Origin of the sequence: Methanobrevibacter sp. (assembly GCF_017431965.1) — an archaeon.
In the GTDB taxonomy this organism is placed as follows: Archaea; Methanobacteriota; Methanobacteria; order Methanobacteriales; family Methanobacteriaceae; genus Methanocatella.
Genome location: NZ_JAFRKB010000045.1, coordinates 1 through 15,517, shown reverse-complemented (window position 1 = coordinate 15,517; position 15,517 = coordinate 1). Strand labels below are relative to the sequence as shown.

Annotated in this window: 17 protein-coding genes; 12 read left to right on the top strand and 5 right to left on the bottom strand. The window is 32.9% G+C overall.

The window, feature by feature from the left end; translation table 11 throughout:
* The 3 genes from IJI93_RS06350 to IJI93_RS06340 all read left to right on the top strand — a co-directional run.
* A partial coding sequence (locus IJI93_RS06350) for a low temperature requirement protein A (protein ID WP_292821337.1) occupies window positions 1-1,035 on the top strand: 1,035 nt, incomplete at its 5' end.
* Between the two features lie 47 nt (window positions 1,036-1,082).
* The gene (locus tag IJI93_RS06345) at window positions 1,083-1,646 is read left to right on the top strand and encodes a TMEM175 family protein (RefSeq protein ID WP_292821335.1); all 564 of its coding nucleotides are present in this window, start codon (window positions 1,083-1,085) and stop codon (window positions 1,644-1,646) included.
* Window positions 1,647-1,660: 14 nt separating this feature from the next.
* Window positions 1,661-2,701, top strand: a complete 1,041-nt coding sequence (locus tag IJI93_RS06340) for an aldo/keto reductase (RefSeq protein ID WP_292808922.1) — start codon at window positions 1,661-1,663, stop codon at window positions 2,699-2,701.
* 6 nt (window positions 2,702-2,707) lie between these two features.
* On the opposite strand, the gene IJI93_RS06335 is transcribed toward IJI93_RS06340, so the two are convergent.
* Window positions 2,708-3,304, bottom strand: coding sequence for an HXXEE domain-containing protein (locus IJI93_RS06335; protein ID WP_292797767.1), 597 nt, complete (start codon window positions 3,302-3,304; stop codon window positions 2,708-2,710).
* 124 nt (window positions 3,305-3,428) lie between these two features.
* Between IJI93_RS06335 and IJI93_RS06330 the strand changes: the two genes are divergently transcribed.
* The 3 genes from IJI93_RS06330 to IJI93_RS06320 all read left to right on the top strand — a co-directional run bounded on the left by IJI93_RS06330 (window position 3,429) and on the right by IJI93_RS06320 (window position 5,047).
* Window positions 3,429-3,896 (top strand): DUF2115 family protein, encoded by a 468-nt coding sequence (locus tag IJI93_RS06330; RefSeq protein ID WP_292797769.1) that lies wholly within the window; start codon window positions 3,429-3,431, stop codon window positions 3,894-3,896.
* Window positions 3,897-3,906: 10 nt separating this feature from the next.
* Window positions 3,907-4,458 carry a DUF2115 family protein gene (locus IJI93_RS06325; RefSeq protein ID WP_292797771.1) on the top strand — a complete coding sequence of 184 codons (552 nt, stop codon included), beginning with the start codon at window positions 3,907-3,909 and terminating at the stop codon, window positions 4,456-4,458.
* A gap of 442 nt (window positions 4,459-4,900) precedes the next feature.
* Window positions 4,901-5,047 carry a hypothetical protein gene (locus IJI93_RS06320; RefSeq protein ID WP_292808927.1) on the top strand — a complete coding sequence of 49 codons (147 nt, stop codon included), beginning with the start codon at window positions 4,901-4,903 and terminating at the stop codon, window positions 5,045-5,047.
* A gap of 577 nt (window positions 5,048-5,624) precedes the next feature.
* Here IJI93_RS06320 and IJI93_RS06315 read toward each other — a convergent pair.
* From IJI93_RS06315 to IJI93_RS06305, 3 genes are read right to left on the bottom strand one after another with little or no spacing between them, the layout of a single operon-like run.
* A complete protein-coding gene (locus tag IJI93_RS06315) occupies window positions 5,625-5,873 on the bottom strand; it encodes a hypothetical protein (protein WP_292808930.1) in 249 nt (82 codons plus the stop codon).
* A gap of 1 nt (window position 5,874) precedes the next feature.
* On the bottom strand, window positions 5,875-7,101 hold the full coding sequence (locus IJI93_RS06310) for an FprA family A-type flavoprotein (RefSeq protein WP_292821333.1): 1,227 nt from the start codon (window positions 7,099-7,101) through the stop codon (window positions 5,875-5,877).
* A 6-nt stretch (window positions 7,102-7,107) separates the two neighbouring features.
* Complete coding sequence (locus tag IJI93_RS06305) at window positions 7,108-7,890, bottom strand: TrmB family transcriptional regulator (protein ID WP_292808934.1); 783 nt, start codon at window positions 7,888-7,890, stop codon at window positions 7,108-7,110.
* A gap of 486 nt (window positions 7,891-8,376) precedes the next feature.
* Here IJI93_RS06305 and IJI93_RS06300 point away from each other — a divergent pair, with 486 nt between their 5' ends.
* The 5 genes from IJI93_RS06300 to IJI93_RS06280 all read left to right on the top strand — a co-directional run bounded on the left by IJI93_RS06300 (window position 8,377) and on the right by IJI93_RS06280 (window position 11,909).
* Window positions 8,377-8,835 carry a MarR family transcriptional regulator gene (locus IJI93_RS06300; protein WP_292808937.1) on the top strand — a complete coding sequence of 153 codons (459 nt, stop codon included), beginning with the start codon at window positions 8,377-8,379 and terminating at the stop codon, window positions 8,833-8,835.
* Window positions 8,836-8,897: 62 nt separating this feature from the next.
* A complete protein-coding gene (locus tag IJI93_RS06295; RefSeq protein ID WP_292808939.1) occupies window positions 8,898-9,377 on the top strand; it encodes a bacterioferritin in 480 nt (159 codons plus the stop codon).
* A gap of 248 nt (window positions 9,378-9,625) precedes the next feature.
* Entirely contained in the window at window positions 9,626-9,868 is a 243-nt protein-coding gene (locus IJI93_RS06290) for a hypothetical protein (RefSeq protein WP_292808940.1), read from the top strand.
* Window positions 9,865-10,281: a PIN domain-containing protein gene (locus IJI93_RS06285; protein ID WP_292808941.1), complete on the top strand. Its 417-nt coding sequence runs from the start codon at window positions 9,865-9,867 to the stop codon at window positions 10,279-10,281. The genes IJI93_RS06290 and IJI93_RS06285 overlap by 4 nt, the downstream gene beginning before the upstream one ends.
* Window positions 10,282-10,652: 371 nt before the next feature.
* Complete coding sequence (locus IJI93_RS06280) at window positions 10,653-11,909, top strand: STAS domain-containing protein (protein ID WP_292808943.1); 1,257 nt, start codon at window positions 10,653-10,655, stop codon at window positions 11,907-11,909.
* Between the two features lie 196 nt (window positions 11,910-12,105).
* Here the strand turns inward: IJI93_RS06280 and IJI93_RS06275 are convergent, their stop codons facing one another.
* The gene (locus IJI93_RS06275; protein WP_292808944.1) at window positions 12,106-13,908 is read right to left on the bottom strand and encodes a subtype A tannase; all 1,803 of its coding nucleotides are present in this window, start codon (window positions 13,906-13,908) and stop codon (window positions 12,106-12,108) included.
* 629 nt (window positions 13,909-14,537) lie between these two features.
* Here IJI93_RS06275 and IJI93_RS06270 point away from each other — a divergent pair.
* A partial coding sequence (locus IJI93_RS06270; RefSeq protein WP_292821331.1) for an MFS transporter occupies window positions 14,538-15,517 on the top strand: 980 nt, incomplete at its 3' end.

Sequence of the window (15,517 nt, the reverse complement as noted above, 5' to 3'; positions counted from 1 at the left end):
GCATTAATTTCAGAACCGATAAATGGTGTAATTCCACCATATAACTTTTTTGCTTATTTGATTACTTCATTTGTGATTCTGCAGGCATGGCTTTATTTTACAAACTATGTGAACAGATATGGGCAGTGGAAGTGGTATGACTATGCTTTTGCCTGCGTAAACATGATTTCAGTAATTTATATGGCAAATACGATTTCCAATGATTGGGCTACAATGGCGTTTCCATTTGACCTTTCAATGCTGGTGCTGTTATTGACTGTTGTGGCATTGTATTCCATTCAAGCTAGAAAAGAGCATTCGATGGATGGTGCGGCGGGCAATTCAATAACAATACTGTCAGTGGTTTGTACAATTTATGTAATAGCCATTTTATGCACTCTTTTTAATTTGACAGATTATGTTATCTGGATAAATGTCGTTGCGGTTTTAACCGGTGCCTTTTTACCATTCTTTATCAGAGGCAAGTTTGACAAAAGTATTATCAGTTTCCCGCATCTGGTTGAGAGATTTGAACTGTTGACAATCATAACATTCGGTGAAGCGATTGTCGGCCTTACACATTTCTTTGACACATCAAACTTCAATCTGGTTCCAATATTAGTGTTCTTTATAATTTTAACAATGTTCGGCTCATATGTTATTCAGATTCATCGTTTGATGGAACATCAAAGAGTGGAACGGTCACTGAGACTAATGTTCAGCCATTACTTTATTGTAATCAGCATTAATCTGGTCACTGTGGCTTTGGAGCTCGTACACTCCGGTGAAGTAAACCATTTATTTGCAAGCGGATTGATGATTGTATCGCTGGTTATTTTCTACTTGTCAATAATGGCAAATAAGGAATATTATAAGCAAAATATCAAATTAACAAAAAGAGATGTACTGATGATGATAGGAACCACAATTGTGGGAATTGTCGTTATTTTGATATTCATTTCAAATTTATACGCTTTCTTAATCGGAAGCTTAATCATTACATTCGGCAATTTTGAAGTATTGCTTGTGAAGTATAAAATGTTTTTAAGGAACTGAAAACTGTTAATTATATTTAATTACAAATATTGTTTTAAGGTGATAGTTTGAATAAAGATAGGATAATGGCTTTAAGTGACGGCATTGTTGCAATTGCAGCAACAATAATGGTTTTGGAATTGGCGGTTCCTCAAACAATTTCTATTGATTCCCTATTATCTCAAGTACCTATTTTTTACTCATATGTGGTCAGTTTTTCATTAATCTATTTGGCTTGGAGATCACATCACAATGCATTTGAAAAAGCGGATTTAATTGACGGTAAAGTATTTTTGGCTAATGGAATCTGGTTATTTTTCATCACATTGATTCCATTCACAACTGCCCTTGTGGGTAATGGGCCAAGTGAAACACTAGCAGAAGCTATTTATGTTATTTCATTGATTTTATGGACAGCATCATTTCAATTTTTAGATATTGCAATAACAAAAGCAAACCCCCAAGCACCGAAAGATGAAGTACGTGACAATAAATCAAGGTTGCTTCTTTTTGGAGGTTATTTCATAGCTTTAATCGTTGCATTCATCATTCCTGAACTGACTACTATAATTATTGGGGTGGATGTTTTAATAATGGCTGCAAATCTTTTTTTGAATGTAAAAAGCGGTTGAATATGGGGATTTAAATGAAATACATTAAATTAGGAAACTCTGATTTGAAAGTCAGCAGAATATGTATGGGTTGTATGGGTTTTGGAGATCCTGAAAATGGAATGCACACATGGACCTTGCCTGAAACAGAATCAATAGAAATAATTACAAACGGACTCGACAATGGAATTAACTTCTTTGATACTGCTATCGGTTATCAGAATGGAACTTCGGAGCAATATGTTGGAAAAGCAATAAGGGAGAACGCTTCACGTGAGGATATTGTTGTCGCAACAAAGTTTTTGCCACGCTCACAGGAGGATATTGAAAACAATGTATCTGGAAGACAGCATATCCACAATATGGTTGAAAAAAGCCTGTCAAATCTTGGACTGGATTACATTGACCTTTATATCTATCACATGTGGGACTACAACACGCCGTTATATGACATTCTTGAAGGCCTAAACGAGGTCATTGAGGAAGGTAAAGTTAAATATATTGGAATATCAAACTGTTTTGCCTGGCAGCTTGCAAAGGCCAATGCACTTGCTGAAGCGGAAGGTTTTGCCAAATTTGTATCAATTCAAGGCCATTACAATTTGATTTTTAGAGAAGAGGAACGTGAAATGATTCCATTATGCCGAACTGACAACATTGCTGTAACACCTTACAGTGCGCTTGCTTCAGGAAGACTGTCCAGATTTCCTGGTGAGGAATCCAAAAGACTGAATGAAGACTTTTATGCAAAATTGAAATATCAAAATTCCGAACAGCAAGATTTGGAGATTATCAAAAGAGTTGATGAAATCGCTCAAAACTATGGTGTGTCAATGACTGAAGTGTCTTTGGCATGGCTGCTTACAAAAGTGACTGCACCGATTGTAGGAGCCACCAAAATGCATCATGTTGAAGGTGCAGTCAATTCCGTTGATTTGACATTAACAGATGATGACATTGGCTATTTGGAGGAACCATATGTGGCTCATGATTTGGTGGGGGTAATGGCAGACAACAAGGTTTCAGCAGGGGATAATGAGAAAGTTTGGATTAAACACACTAAAAATAGGATTTAAATCAAATTATTCTCGCATCTTTTTAATCATTTCTTTTCTGTTTATTCCCATGCCTCCATAAACTTGTGAACTTAATATCATGAAACTTATAATAAACAATATTGTCCCGATTAAATAGTCTATTGGGCTTGCAAGGTTAAATTTGCTTAATTGGATAATTGAGTATATTGCAGCTATTGCTAAAATCCATGCCGTGACAAGACCTGGTGTGTATGGTTTATCTAATTTGTGGATTTTAATTCCAGCTGTGTGTACGAACGCTTCAAAAACGGATAATACGATTGTCATCATGAAGAAAAATACAAAGTTATCAAATATGTATCCCAACCCCAGATAAACTAACCAGAATATAAATACTGCTAAATTGGCTCTTCCCACATCAACATCATTGATATTTATTTCCAGTTTCTTCAACATTAAATCAAAAAAACCGCCCGGCCAATATTTTTCTTCGATTTCATGCAGAATCGCTAATATTGCAAATAGATTTACCAATTTCCTTACAATGGAAATGCCGTCCCAATTCAAAAAGTCATAAACTGTTAAAATAGCAATCAAAACAATGAAAATGTGCAGGTTATATTTTTTGATAAACTCAATCATGAAGAACACCTATCTTAAAAACTTAAATAATTATTTAATTGTCATTCTTTAAATTATTTTTTTTCATTTTTTCGAAAAGTTGTTTAGTAAATAGCATATACTCATGACTTACAGATAGATATTTATGAAAGCAACCGCATTACTTGAAGAAATAAGGGAAAACCTAAAGGATTACCCTATTGAATACCTGAGAAACAAGGTCACAGACGACAGATACAAGGATCCCATAACAAAAAGCCTGGCCAAATACAATTCACAAGCATGGGATGAAATATTTACCCTGAACATTACAGACGACTTTGAAATAGCGGACGGAGTGGTTGAAAACCTCAAAAATGACATTGACTTTTACTTTGACACTTATGCAGGAGGAGATGAGGAGACTAGGGAATTTACAAAATATATTTCACTTTATCTAGCACTCATTGCAAAAAGACCTCTACACCCTGTTGGAGACAATCCGACAAAAGACCAGGTGTTCATGCAAAATGGTGAGTACAAATGCAAATCCCGAATAATGAGTATTAAAGAGGAAAATTCAATGTGCAGATATTGTGTCTGCAAAAACGCAGGTTTAGCTTTCGGATTCTAGGAGAAGCATAATGACAGATGAATACCTTGAAATGTACGCTGAACTTTCAAATCTCATCATAGATGACAATATCCCCACTGGCAGTGATGTTTTGGAAATCCTTAAAAAGTATTCATCAACAATTTCAGTCTTTGACATGATGGATTTCACCTCACATGTAATCGAAGAAAACAAATACGTCCAGGAAAGCTATCGTGAGGATAGCCAAAAATCCTATATCGAATCATTCTTGTTTCGAATAAAAGACATTTTAAACGACAATAACAATTATCCTCAAAACATTGATAGGGAATCATTTGGCGAAGCAGTTGAAGTTTTAAAAACCCATTATGAAACAGGAATACAGGAGACCAAAACCAAAGCCCCATTGATTTTTGAGATAGCTTCAATATATGCAACATTTATTTTACGGGAACCCATACATCCTGTGGGCACGCCGTTTCCGGGATCTTTGAAAGTCAAAAAGGAAAACGGCGAATTCCTATGTCCTGTAAAAGAAGCCAATATAGACACTCCGAATGCAGTATGCAATATCTGTCTTGCTGAACAGTTGGAATTTTAAGGAAATATTTTTTCATCATGACTAACATTAACTATTGCAATTTAAAGCTTTTTTTCCTTGAACTGCAATATATGCTTCGAGAGCAAAAGTACTAAATATTTTGTACATTTATTGGAGAATATTAAAAAATAGAATTTTAAAAATTGAATAAGGACAAATTTGTTAAACAAATTTTGACACATCCTCATTCAATATTCATATCTATTGGTCGGCATTATGCCTGCCAAACATCCTAAGATGTTATATGATATTATGAATTTCAAACTATATAAAAGTTTCATTCATCACTTATTATCAAATTAAAACAATATTTCATTCTAAAAACAATTTTATATTCTTAAAACAATCTTTATTTTAAAAAATAATAAATTATAAATAGTTTTAAGATAAAATATCAAATTCTAAAACACTAATATAATAACTCATATCTTTTGGTGTTTTTATGAAGTGGAAAGAGCATTCAATTAAAAACACTCCAATTAAAGTTGGGGGAATTGGCATCCTGCTTGTTGAAAATATGGTGCTTGCTGTCTCTTATTTATTCCTAGCAAGTTACTATCTATTGTTGACCATTAACTTGTTAATGTAAAACAATCTATGATGTCGAATTGGAAGCCTAGTTGGATTTCATCCGAAATTTTCTAATTTGATAAACTGACAATTTAAATGACGATTAGCTTTAATATGTGTTTCATAGCTTCCTTTTTTACACATGCTCAAAAAAACAGTTATTAATCACACTTTTAAAGCACCAAAATATTTTGATAAGATTTATATGAACTGATACTAAATATTATAATCTAAGAGCTAAAAGTAGTAAATATTTTGTATAGTATACGGGCAAAATAAAATCTATATTATTTTCAAGTTATTTGACTTATTAATCATTAATATTATGTTTATTTTTTATTAACTTGATATATATTATTTAATTAGATTATTAAGTGTAATTTGTTGATATTTTTAAAAATTAAGTCTTTTTTTAGGAATAATTTTTGTCTTTTTTTCTAAAGAGTATTATATTTTGTATAGTTTTTTCAGGATATTGACTTTAAATTCTTTGAAAAATTATCCATGAAAAACATTAATTAACTATTCATATTCTATGTTTCCAATATAATCATGGACTAATAATTTGAAAAAAAGGGGGATTAAGAGTAAATACACTATAATCCATATTTAAATTTGATTCTGTATTCCTGGTTGACTGATTCTGTTTGGATGTATTCTCCTTTGATTAGTTCTGAAATCTCAGCTAAATCCTCATCTGAAATCTTTTCATCATCAGATAACGGCAGGAAGAAAGTAATCTCATCATCTACAATCAAATAGTTTAAAAGCTTAGCTTCCCTTTTCTGGTATTTGCCGATAATCTCTTCAATCTTTTCTTCAATATCATTGTCTAAATTTGCCATTCTATTCACTTTTTATTGATTTTGCAAGTTCAACTCCTTTCTGGAATGCTTTTGCGTAAATGTCTTCATCTGGTACGAACACTGCATCCAATGTATCGAATATTATAAAGCCTGCACTTTCCAAATCTCTTTGGAGTTTAGCAATGGCTCCTCCTCCCCATCCTTTGGATGAAAATACAAGTGCATTCTTTTCGCTGGTTGTGCCCTTGAAGTTTAGGCAGTCAAGCCAGTACATCAGGTTCCCGATTCTTGGGAAAGGCTTATTCATCATTGTCGGAGCACCTAAGGCAATTGCTTTTGAATCAAGAATGTCTGTTACCACTTCTGATTCATAGTCGCTTTCCATATGATACATTACAGCTTCAACGCCTTCACTCATTATTCCTTCGGCTATCTGGTAAGCCAGTTTTTCTGTTGAGTGATGCATTGTATCATAGACAATTGTGATTTTGTCTTCACAAACACCGCTTGCCCAGTTTGAATATGCTTTAACAATCTTTGATGGGTCTTTCCAGATTTGACCGTGACAAGGTGCAATCATTTTAATTTGTTCTACAATTCCTGCATCGGTCAGCTCCTGAAATTTCATCCTGAGCATCGGTGCACCTAAAACCACCAGATTGGCGAAGAATTTTTTAGCAGCTTTCAAAATGAAGTCTTCAGAGTAATCTTCTGCATATCTTTTGGATAAGCACAGGTGCTGTCCGAATGCATCATTTGAGAATAGTATTCCTTCTTCAGCATACATTACAAACATGCTGTCCGGCCAGTGAAGCATAGGTGCTGAAACTATATTCAATGTTTTACCGCCCAAATCAATGCTGTCACCAGTTTTCACAGTTGTAATTTCAACATCAGAGTAAGTGTGGTATTGCTTTTCCAAAAAGTCGGCTCCTTTTGGAGATGCATAAACTTCAGCTTCAGGATATTTGTCAATGGTTTCTTTAAGTCCTATTGAGTGATCAAGTTCTGTGTGGCATTGAATGAATACATCTATTTTGTTTTCACGATTTTCTTTAGCGAATGCATCTTCAATTCTTGCATTCAATTGATTTATCATGCCGTCTGAGTAGACATTGTCAATCAATGCAACTTTTTCATCACCAAATACGAGATAACAGTTGTATGTTGTTCCAGGTATTGCAAAACCGTGGAAACTTCTTGTGTTCCAATGAAGTGCACCAACCCAGTACACGCCATCGGCTATTTTTACGGATTCCGCTTTCATAATATATCACATCATATTTTTCATTTTCATAAATTGTCTTAAAAAATGATCGTTAAAGTTTTTACATATTGCAGAGTACTTGTTGTTTACTCCGATTGCCGTTTGGGGGATGACTGAATTGTATTCACCGTTGAACTGTGCGAAGGTTCCTATAAGTTCCTTTTCATCACTTATTAACATTTTCATCATTGGCAAATCTGTTTTTATGATTTTAAGGTTAGGCAGTTTAGCTTTTTTAAATGTTTCAACGATTTCTATTTTTTCATCCTCCACATAGCAAATTGGGTTTGCAAGGATTTTGATATCAATATTGTTGGGATTATTTCTAATTGCTTTTATCATTGCTTGTGATTCTTCATTAAGAAGAAAACCGGCACGTAATGTTATGGATTTTTGAGTCTTTTTAATAAGGTCCACTTCTTTTTCAATAATCTTTTCAGGAGTATGTATTAGCCATACTGGGGCCTGCACTTCAGCTATCTCGTCAGTGTAAATGTTTTCCAGTTTATTTTCAGTTGTTTCTAACTCTTTGATTAGTTTTTCTTTTTGTTTTTTAAATATCACAGATGGTTCAACTACTGTGTATTTCAAAGGTCTTCCTCTCTTGATTTCAACAAAACCCTTTTCTTCAAGACCTTTTAATATATCATAAATTCTTGAACGGGGTAAATCGGAAACTTTTGCAATTTCATCCGCCTGGCCGGTGATTATTTTGTTCAAACCGATGTAAGCTTGTGATTCATATCTGCTTAAACCTAGCTTTTTGAGAGAATTTATCATTTTTTCCATTTGACGACTTCCATACTAATTAACTATGATTAAAATTTCAAGATTATTTTATTAATAAATTTTGTAACTAATCATACAAATTTAGTGACATTTATTATATGTGCATTAATTCAATAGAAAAATTTCAAAAAGACAAACTGAAGATTAACAATAATACAATATTTCAATAACGTGTTTTTCCATTAACATAATGTTGATAATTCAATAGCTGCTTTTTTAGATTTGATTTAATTGGATGGTTTTGACATTAACGACCAGGATATTGGAAATCATGTCTGGTTTTAAACTACAGTATATATGCAGTTGTTTCAGAATGTAAGTTTTGAACAACTAATGCTGATGTTAATGTTAAAAAGGGAGGTTATGTTTCCATTTGGATTATATGTTATCTGATTCTTAATGTAAAATTTAGATTTTATTATCCTTCAATTTTTTAGAATCAGTTATAATACTTAAAATACATAATATATATTAAAGTGGTTTTTTATGATTGATTTAAATTCAGGCGATGAAAGAATACCTTTCACACCGGTAGCCCTATATATTGATTATATTAGCATTCAATACACCAAGTATTTAAAAGACAATTATCCTGAAATTACTCCTCGTGATTTCACATATTTGAGTACCATTCATCATAATCCCGGTTTAACTCAAAGGGAATTGTCTGAAATATTATTTGTTTCAGAAGCTAACGTTGCTCAAATAATTAAACGGCTTGAGAAAAACGAATTGGTACATCGTGGCAGTGATGAAAATAATAAGTCTAAAAAGATTCTCAATGTTACTGATAAAGCTAAATTAATTATTTCTTCACTATTAAAAGAAATGTATGAATTTGATTCTAAATTTTTTGAGGATTACAGTGATGAAGAGGCAGAAAAATTCAAGAAGATGATTCATGCATATTACGATTGGGCTAACTTATTCGTTAATTTTAAATAGTATAGTTCAGATATTCAATTATGCACTTAAGAATCTTAAGTAATTTAACTAAGGTGAAAATTATGTCTGATAAAGAAAAAACAATTGAAGCACTACAGTTAATTGTAACCGAATTGTCCGCAAATTCATTCGGACACAGGATTCAATCTAAAATATTTGCAGGTCTAGGTTTCCAAGCATTAGGAGACAAATATGCAACTCATGCAACTGAAGAAATGGATTTCGTAGAACAGTTCATGGACCGTATTCTTGATTTAGGTGGAGAAATCAAACAGGAAGCACAGGATGCACAACCAATCTACACTGATATCATAGAGTTCATAGAACATGACTACAATGTATCTGTTGAAGGAATTAAATTATTAAACGAAATGATGGATTCCGGAATATTTGATGCAACAACCTATGACTTAATGAAAGTATATCTCAAGGATGAAGAAGATGATATGGGCTGGAGCGAACAACAATTAGACTTAATTAAAATGATTGGAAAAGAAAATTACTTGACCCAATTATTAATCAATGGCGTATCTGCCGAATAAACACTTAAAGGGATTGCTGAATCCCTCTTTTTATATTATTTCTACAAACTATTTTTCATATTCATGTTTCCAATAGTAATTGAACTATTGTTTACTTATTATCAAAATGTTTTCGTGATTTGTGATTTATATTGTTATTTTGAAATTTGATATGTCGTTATAATTAGTAAATTTATTATTTTTCAGATAACTTTATATTCTCTGAAAATATAATATTAATTAAATGAAATTAAAGGAGTCTGAAGATAATGGATAATATAATTGCAACAACAACTTTATATAAAAATTATCAGTTAGCCATCCCTAAAGCTATACGTAATAAACTAACAGATTTAACTATTGACGATACAATCATTGATTGGTCTATTAATGAGAATAATGAAATTGTAATCAAACCAAGAAAAAAAGTAAGTCTGGATGATGTATTGGGAATTATTGAAGATGATGATCCGAGAGATGCTGTTGAACTAAAAAGGAGTTTATACAAATGAAAAAAATTTTATTGGACTCATCATTCATCATTGCAATATTCAGAAAAAATGATCCTCTACATCAAAGAGCAATAGAAAACAAAGAAGTTCTAGATAATGATTGTTATATCTCAAATGGGATAGTATCTGAAGTAATAACGATATTGGGCCAAAAAACAAAGGATATTACGTTAGTTAGACTAGCATATAACTATATGAAAGATAATTTCACAATAATCGATGAATCCAGCATTAACATGTACAATGATAATGTATTTGCAATTTTTGAAAAATACAATAAAAACAAATTTAAATTGGGATTTATAGATTGTTCGGAAGTTGTCATATATGAATATTATAACTTAGATTATGTTGCAAGCTTTGATGGGGAATTCAAAATATTTGATGAAATTAAATTACTTGACTTAAAATAAGAAAAAATTTAATTATTGGCGGATTTACATAAAATACGATAATCTTATAAATTTAAACTGATATGTTATATGTGAATGGACATGTCTTTTGATTCAAAGAGTGGTAATAATGAATTTTTATTAAAATTTATTCTTTTTTTTATTTGAATTTACCGCCAAAATACTCGTTGTTCTTGTATAAACAATATTATTATTTCCACTTTAAAAACACCAAATATTATTGATAAGATTTATATGGACTGATACTAAATATTATGTTGTAAGAGCGAAAAGTAGTAAATATTTGTATAGTATACGGGCAAAATCCCTTTTAAGAATTTATTTTAAATTTAAATTAATGTTTGGTCAACATAAGATAGATTACGGATAATATGTTTGATTTTGATGGAATAGAAATTGATGAAGGATTACTGGAAAGAACAAATCCTATATTTAACACTGCCAAGATGACTCTTTTTCAATTAGCAGCAGCAGGTAATGATGATGCCAATGATGTAGTTGAAAGGTTGGGCCTTACACTGGAAAATACTCAGAATAGTGATACAGTTAATGTCGATGATGCTGACCTTTTCTGTAACGGCGTTGTTATGGAAGTAAGATATTTTACTAATGGAAAACTCGCAATGGAATCTGGTTTTACAGAGGTTGACTTGCCGTGCGGTTTTACACCTCGAGCCCTTGAATTTGCAAAAAGCGGCAAGAAATTTGTTGGAATGGATCTTCCCGCAACAATTAATGAAGTTGAACCTGTTATCATGTCACTTCTAGAAGAAGATCAAAAAAACCTTGTTAATTTCGAAGGTGTTGATGCAACCAATTATCAATCACTTAAGTCTGCATTTGATAAGATTGAAGGGAAGGTATGTATAACAACAGAAGGACTTCTGATGTATCTTACAGATTCTGAGATGGATGCAATGTGTGACAATATTAAACGGATTCTTGCAGAGCATGGAGGATGCTGGATTACTCTTGACCCTGAGATGTCTCTTCTCTACCTTTTGATAGTGAAAGCATTCTATGGGGAGCGAACAAGAGAGATTATGTGGCAGTCCAAGTATAGAATTGATGATAAATCTGATGTAAATGCCATAGAGAATACAATAACCGTTAGCGTCCGGGGAAACGTTCGGGAAAATATGATGAATGCAATAAATTATATTAAATCCAAGGGATTTAAGTTGGAGAGACTTCCATATGCAGACCATGTACCTGAATTTAAAAGTTTGGATAATGCAGACCCTAAGATTGCAGCTCAGATTAAGGAAGGATTTAAGAAAATATGCATATGGAAAATTACAGTTGATGAATCTATTGATATTTTCGATGCAAAGACAGAGTCATTTAATGCGGATGCATCAATTGATGGCAATAGGCTTAATTTAATCTTGTCCGGAAATTTAGATACATTAAGCGCACCTAAGCTTCTTGCTAATTATGAGAAGATTAAAAAAGATAATGCTGTAAACAGTGTGGTCATTGATTGTTCTAAACTGGAATATGTATCATCTGCAGGGCTACGCGTTCTTCTTATTATGCAAAATGACTGTGATGATGGAGTTATAATGAAGTCATGTAATAAAAAGGTCACTGAAAATTTATCAAATCATGATATAATGATAGTGTAAGAGATAGGTAATAAATATTTTGTATAGTATTTTTAGTATATTGCCATTATATTTGAGTAAATTCTTTGAAAAATTATTTAGAACACATTCATTATCTATTCTATGTTTCCAATTGTATTGCACAATTCCATATTTTGGATATTGGAAAAATTTTTTTATATTTATAAATAAAAAAAGAGAAATCCATTAGGATTTCTTAATTTAAGCAATTATTCACCCAATTTATAAAGCTGCTGGTTGAGTCACCATTTCTTTCAGCTTGAGTGTGGCCTTGTCCCCAAACTGTTGAAAACTCAACATTATCAGAGCCTGCTTTTTGATTCACTGCCAAATAAAGATTCACATCAACACATTGTGAGGTATCTCCCTGTTCAATACCGGTGCTAATTCTCCAGTATTTGGCAACATCAGATGAACCTGCACCGTCATAATAATCACATAAATAAAACATTGGATTGTACATGTCAACCCTTGTTTTCATAGTATTGTTTAAACTGTCTATCTGTGCTAAATCATCCTTGTATTCACTTGCATAATTTGATGAATAGTCGATGTACTTGGAGTATTTATCACTGTTATTGTTAAGCAAGTCAGATAATATTTGATCAAAGTGGGATGAACCGTTGGCATCAAGACCAAATAATCCGTTTTCAGCCTGTGAACGATTCAAGTCATCAAAAGCGGCAACGGATTTTGATGGATTTTTGCAATGTTTCACAAATGCCTCAAGACTTGTAATCTTTGCAGTGTTTGTATTTGAATCATATTCAATCCAGGTATCATTGCCGTTCAGTGAATCAATATAGTCCTGTGCTGTCTGATAAGTTTGTGAGCTATCTGAACTGTCACTGCTTTGAACATCACCGGTTGGCATGGACCCGCTATCGCCAGGTGCTTCACCAGAAGGCATACTTCCAGAATCGCTTGGAGCATCACCGGAAGGCATTGCTCCCATATCTCCGCCGGATGATGGAGTGTATGGGAAAGTTGTATCTGATAGGAAGTTATTCAATGATTCTTCTGTTACTTCCATCATGTAATCATAGTAGCTTCCAGAGGTATAAATGCCTGAATCGCTTTGTTCAAGTTTTAAGGTGTTTCCATTTGGATCTTTCAGGCCCAATTCATTTATGTATGTTGCATATTCTGTTGCAAGGTCATCACTTAACGCACCTGTAAATGTTGAGTTTTCCCGTAAGTATTGTCCCATATTCCATTCATAAGCTTCATCAGCAGTGTCAAGGTTTGTTATAGGACACCAGCACATTGCTCCTTCAATGGCATTTGACAATATGTTTCCATCCTTATCCACCATTGCAGCTCCTATATTTTCTAAATAAGGATTGTATAGTTCGCTGTTTCCTGATGCACCCATTATTGCGGATTGTGCTCCTCCGCCACTATGGCCAAAGGTAAAGACTTTCTCTGCATCTCCAGGTAACACATCTCCGTTAAATTTATAGTAAGTAGTTGCGGCTTTCAAGTCAGTGACTCCATCTGGCGCTTCTGCATTGTCCCTTCCTCTACAGCCGACATCCAGATAAATAAATCCTGCATCAGCATAATCTTTCACTCTATCTCCACTAAAACTGGTTGGCGCAGCACATGAAGAGTAACCAGGAGTATTCACAGGCATTACAATCGGTGCTGAACTTGCAGTGTAATTTCCAATTTTGCCTGCATCATTTATTGTGCAGGTATAAGTTCCATTTGAGTTTTTCTCTCCATTGAAGTACTTTCCAGGAATGTAAATTCCACAGGATTCATAATTTGTATCTTCAGGGTTAGTACAATAAACCAATCCTATTTGATAGTAAATATCATTTGTTTCATCATAATTCCATTTATTCATATTAATTGAGAGTTTTTCAGAAAGTGCTGATTCGTTATATGAAATTCCATCACCTTTTTGTGGGGAATTACTTCCAAACATTAAAAAACCCCCAACAACAATTAAAAGAATTAAAATAATGATGAGAATTTTATGCATATTTTTCATAATATCACCATTATGCATAACATTTATAATTGAAAGTAAATAATGCTTTTTAAAAAATTTCAAAGAGTTGATTTGTATTTGGTATTGATATTTTAATCAAAATAAATTCATTAATTTCATATATTGTGCTGTATTTAAATATCACTACATTAAATATATGCTGTAAGAGCTAAAAGTAGTAAATATTTTGTATAGTATACGGGCAAAATCATTTGTACATAATTTGGGCATTATTTTACTTATTAATCATTTAATATTAAGTTTTTTTATTCATTAACTTAATATAACTTCTTTTATGATTTTGTTAAGTGTAATATGTTTATATTTTTAAAAAATAAGTCTTTTTTTAAGGAATAAATTTTGTCTTTTTTTTTAAAGAGCATTATATTTTATATGCTTTTTTTCAGTATATTGACTTCACATTCTGAGTAAATTCTTTGAAAATTATTTAGAACATCTTCATTAAATATTTCCTGTTTTTATATGATTTAATATACATCAATGTTATGGGATTATAATTTGAGATATGTGGTCGTTAATGTTTTTTAAAAAGTAGTGGGATTATCTTTGTTTTAGATGGCATTGATGCCACATTATCTTTAAATATGAATTTTCATTTAGATTAATCCATGAAAATGAATGTTAATAATGAAACTGTTAGGATGACCACATTTTTGGCCGCTTTGTTTGCCGTATGTTCTGGTCTTGCAATTGGAAATCTGTATTGGGCTCAGCCATTGCTGGTTGAGATTACAAACGCCTTTGGACTTTCACCCGCCAGCGGTGGACTGCTTGTAACAGCAACTCAAATAGGGTATGCATTGGGAATTTTATTTATTGTACCTTTAGGAGATTTTGTTCGAAGAAAAAGACTGATTGCTATCGTAATGGTCTTGTCCATTGTTACTTTGGTTGCATGTGCATTGTCTCCTTCATTTGTAATATTGGCGCTTTCACTGTTCAGCATGGGTATTGTAACAATTTCCGGTCAGGTCATATTGCCTTTGGCAGGTGATTTGAGCAGTCCTGAAGAGCGCGGACATATTGTTGGAATTGTGGCTTCCGGAATAACAACTGGAATTCTCTTTTCAAGATTTGTAAGCGGTATTCTTGCAGGAATGTGGGGCTGGAGATCAGTATATCTGATTGCAGCCATATTGAATTTGATTATGGCTCTTGTGATGATTTATGTTCTGCCGGACATTCCAAGAAAAAACAAGCTGGAATCATACAGTGGTCTTATAGTCAGTGTATTTACAACTTTTAAAAGACATGGCACTTTATATAGGATTTTACTTCACAGCGGATTATTGTTCGGTTTGGTTTTCAACATATTCTGGACTTCACTGACATTTTTATTGTCCGGTGAACCATTCAATTACAATACTTTCCAGATTGGTCTTGTCAGTCTCGCAGGCCTTGTTGCAGCAGTATGCGGACTGTACTTCGGCAAACTGCAGGATAATGGTTTGGGTGTGCCGGCTTTAGGAGTATTTGTAGTCATGATTATCGCAACAATGATTTGCGGTCTGATGTTTTCAGATTCCATAATTGCAATTGTCGTCATTGCAGCTGTATTTTCAATAGGTGTTCAGGGAATAACTGTCCT

Excerpts from the sequence above, each read along its gene's own strand:
- IJI93_RS06340 (WP_292808922.1), top strand. The coding sequence starts at position 1,661 with ATGAAATACATTAAATTAGGAAACTCTGATTTGAAAGTCAGCAGAATA.
- IJI93_RS06335 (WP_292797767.1), bottom strand. The coding sequence starts at position 3,304 with ATGATTGAGTTTATCAAAAAATATAACCTGCACATTTTCATTGTTTTG.
- IJI93_RS06330 (WP_292797769.1), top strand. The coding sequence starts at position 3,429 with ATGAAAGCAACCGCATTACTTGAAGAAATAAGGGAAAACCTAAAGGAT.
- IJI93_RS06325 (WP_292797771.1), top strand. The coding sequence starts at position 3,907 with ATGACAGATGAATACCTTGAAATGTACGCTGAACTTTCAAATCTCATC.
- IJI93_RS06320 (WP_292808927.1), top strand. The coding sequence starts at position 4,901 with ATGAAGTGGAAAGAGCATTCAATTAAAAACACTCCAATTAAAGTTGGG.
- IJI93_RS06315 (WP_292808930.1), bottom strand. The coding sequence starts at position 5,873 with ATGGCAAATTTAGACAATGATATTGAAGAAAAGATTGAAGAGATTATC.
- IJI93_RS06310 (WP_292821333.1), bottom strand. The coding sequence starts at position 7,101 with ATGAAAGCGGAATCCGTAAAAATAGCCGATGGCGTGTACTGGGTTGGT.
- IJI93_RS06305 (WP_292808934.1), bottom strand. The coding sequence starts at position 7,890 with ATGGAAAAAATGATAAATTCTCTCAAAAAGCTAGGTTTAAGCAGATAT.
- IJI93_RS06300 (WP_292808937.1), top strand. The coding sequence starts at position 8,377 with ATGATTGATTTAAATTCAGGCGATGAAAGAATACCTTTCACACCGGTA.
- IJI93_RS06295 (WP_292808939.1), top strand. The coding sequence starts at position 8,898 with ATGTCTGATAAAGAAAAAACAATTGAAGCACTACAGTTAATTGTAACC.
- IJI93_RS06290 (WP_292808940.1), top strand. The coding sequence starts at position 9,626 with ATGGATAATATAATTGCAACAACAACTTTATATAAAAATTATCAGTTA.
- IJI93_RS06285 (WP_292808941.1), top strand. The coding sequence starts at position 9,865 with ATGAAAAAAATTTTATTGGACTCATCATTCATCATTGCAATATTCAGA.
- IJI93_RS06280 (WP_292808943.1), top strand. The coding sequence starts at position 10,653 with ATGTTTGATTTTGATGGAATAGAAATTGATGAAGGATTACTGGAAAGA.
- IJI93_RS06275 (WP_292808944.1), bottom strand. The coding sequence starts at position 13,908 with ATGAAAAATATGCATAAAATTCTCATCATTATTTTAATTCTTTTAATT.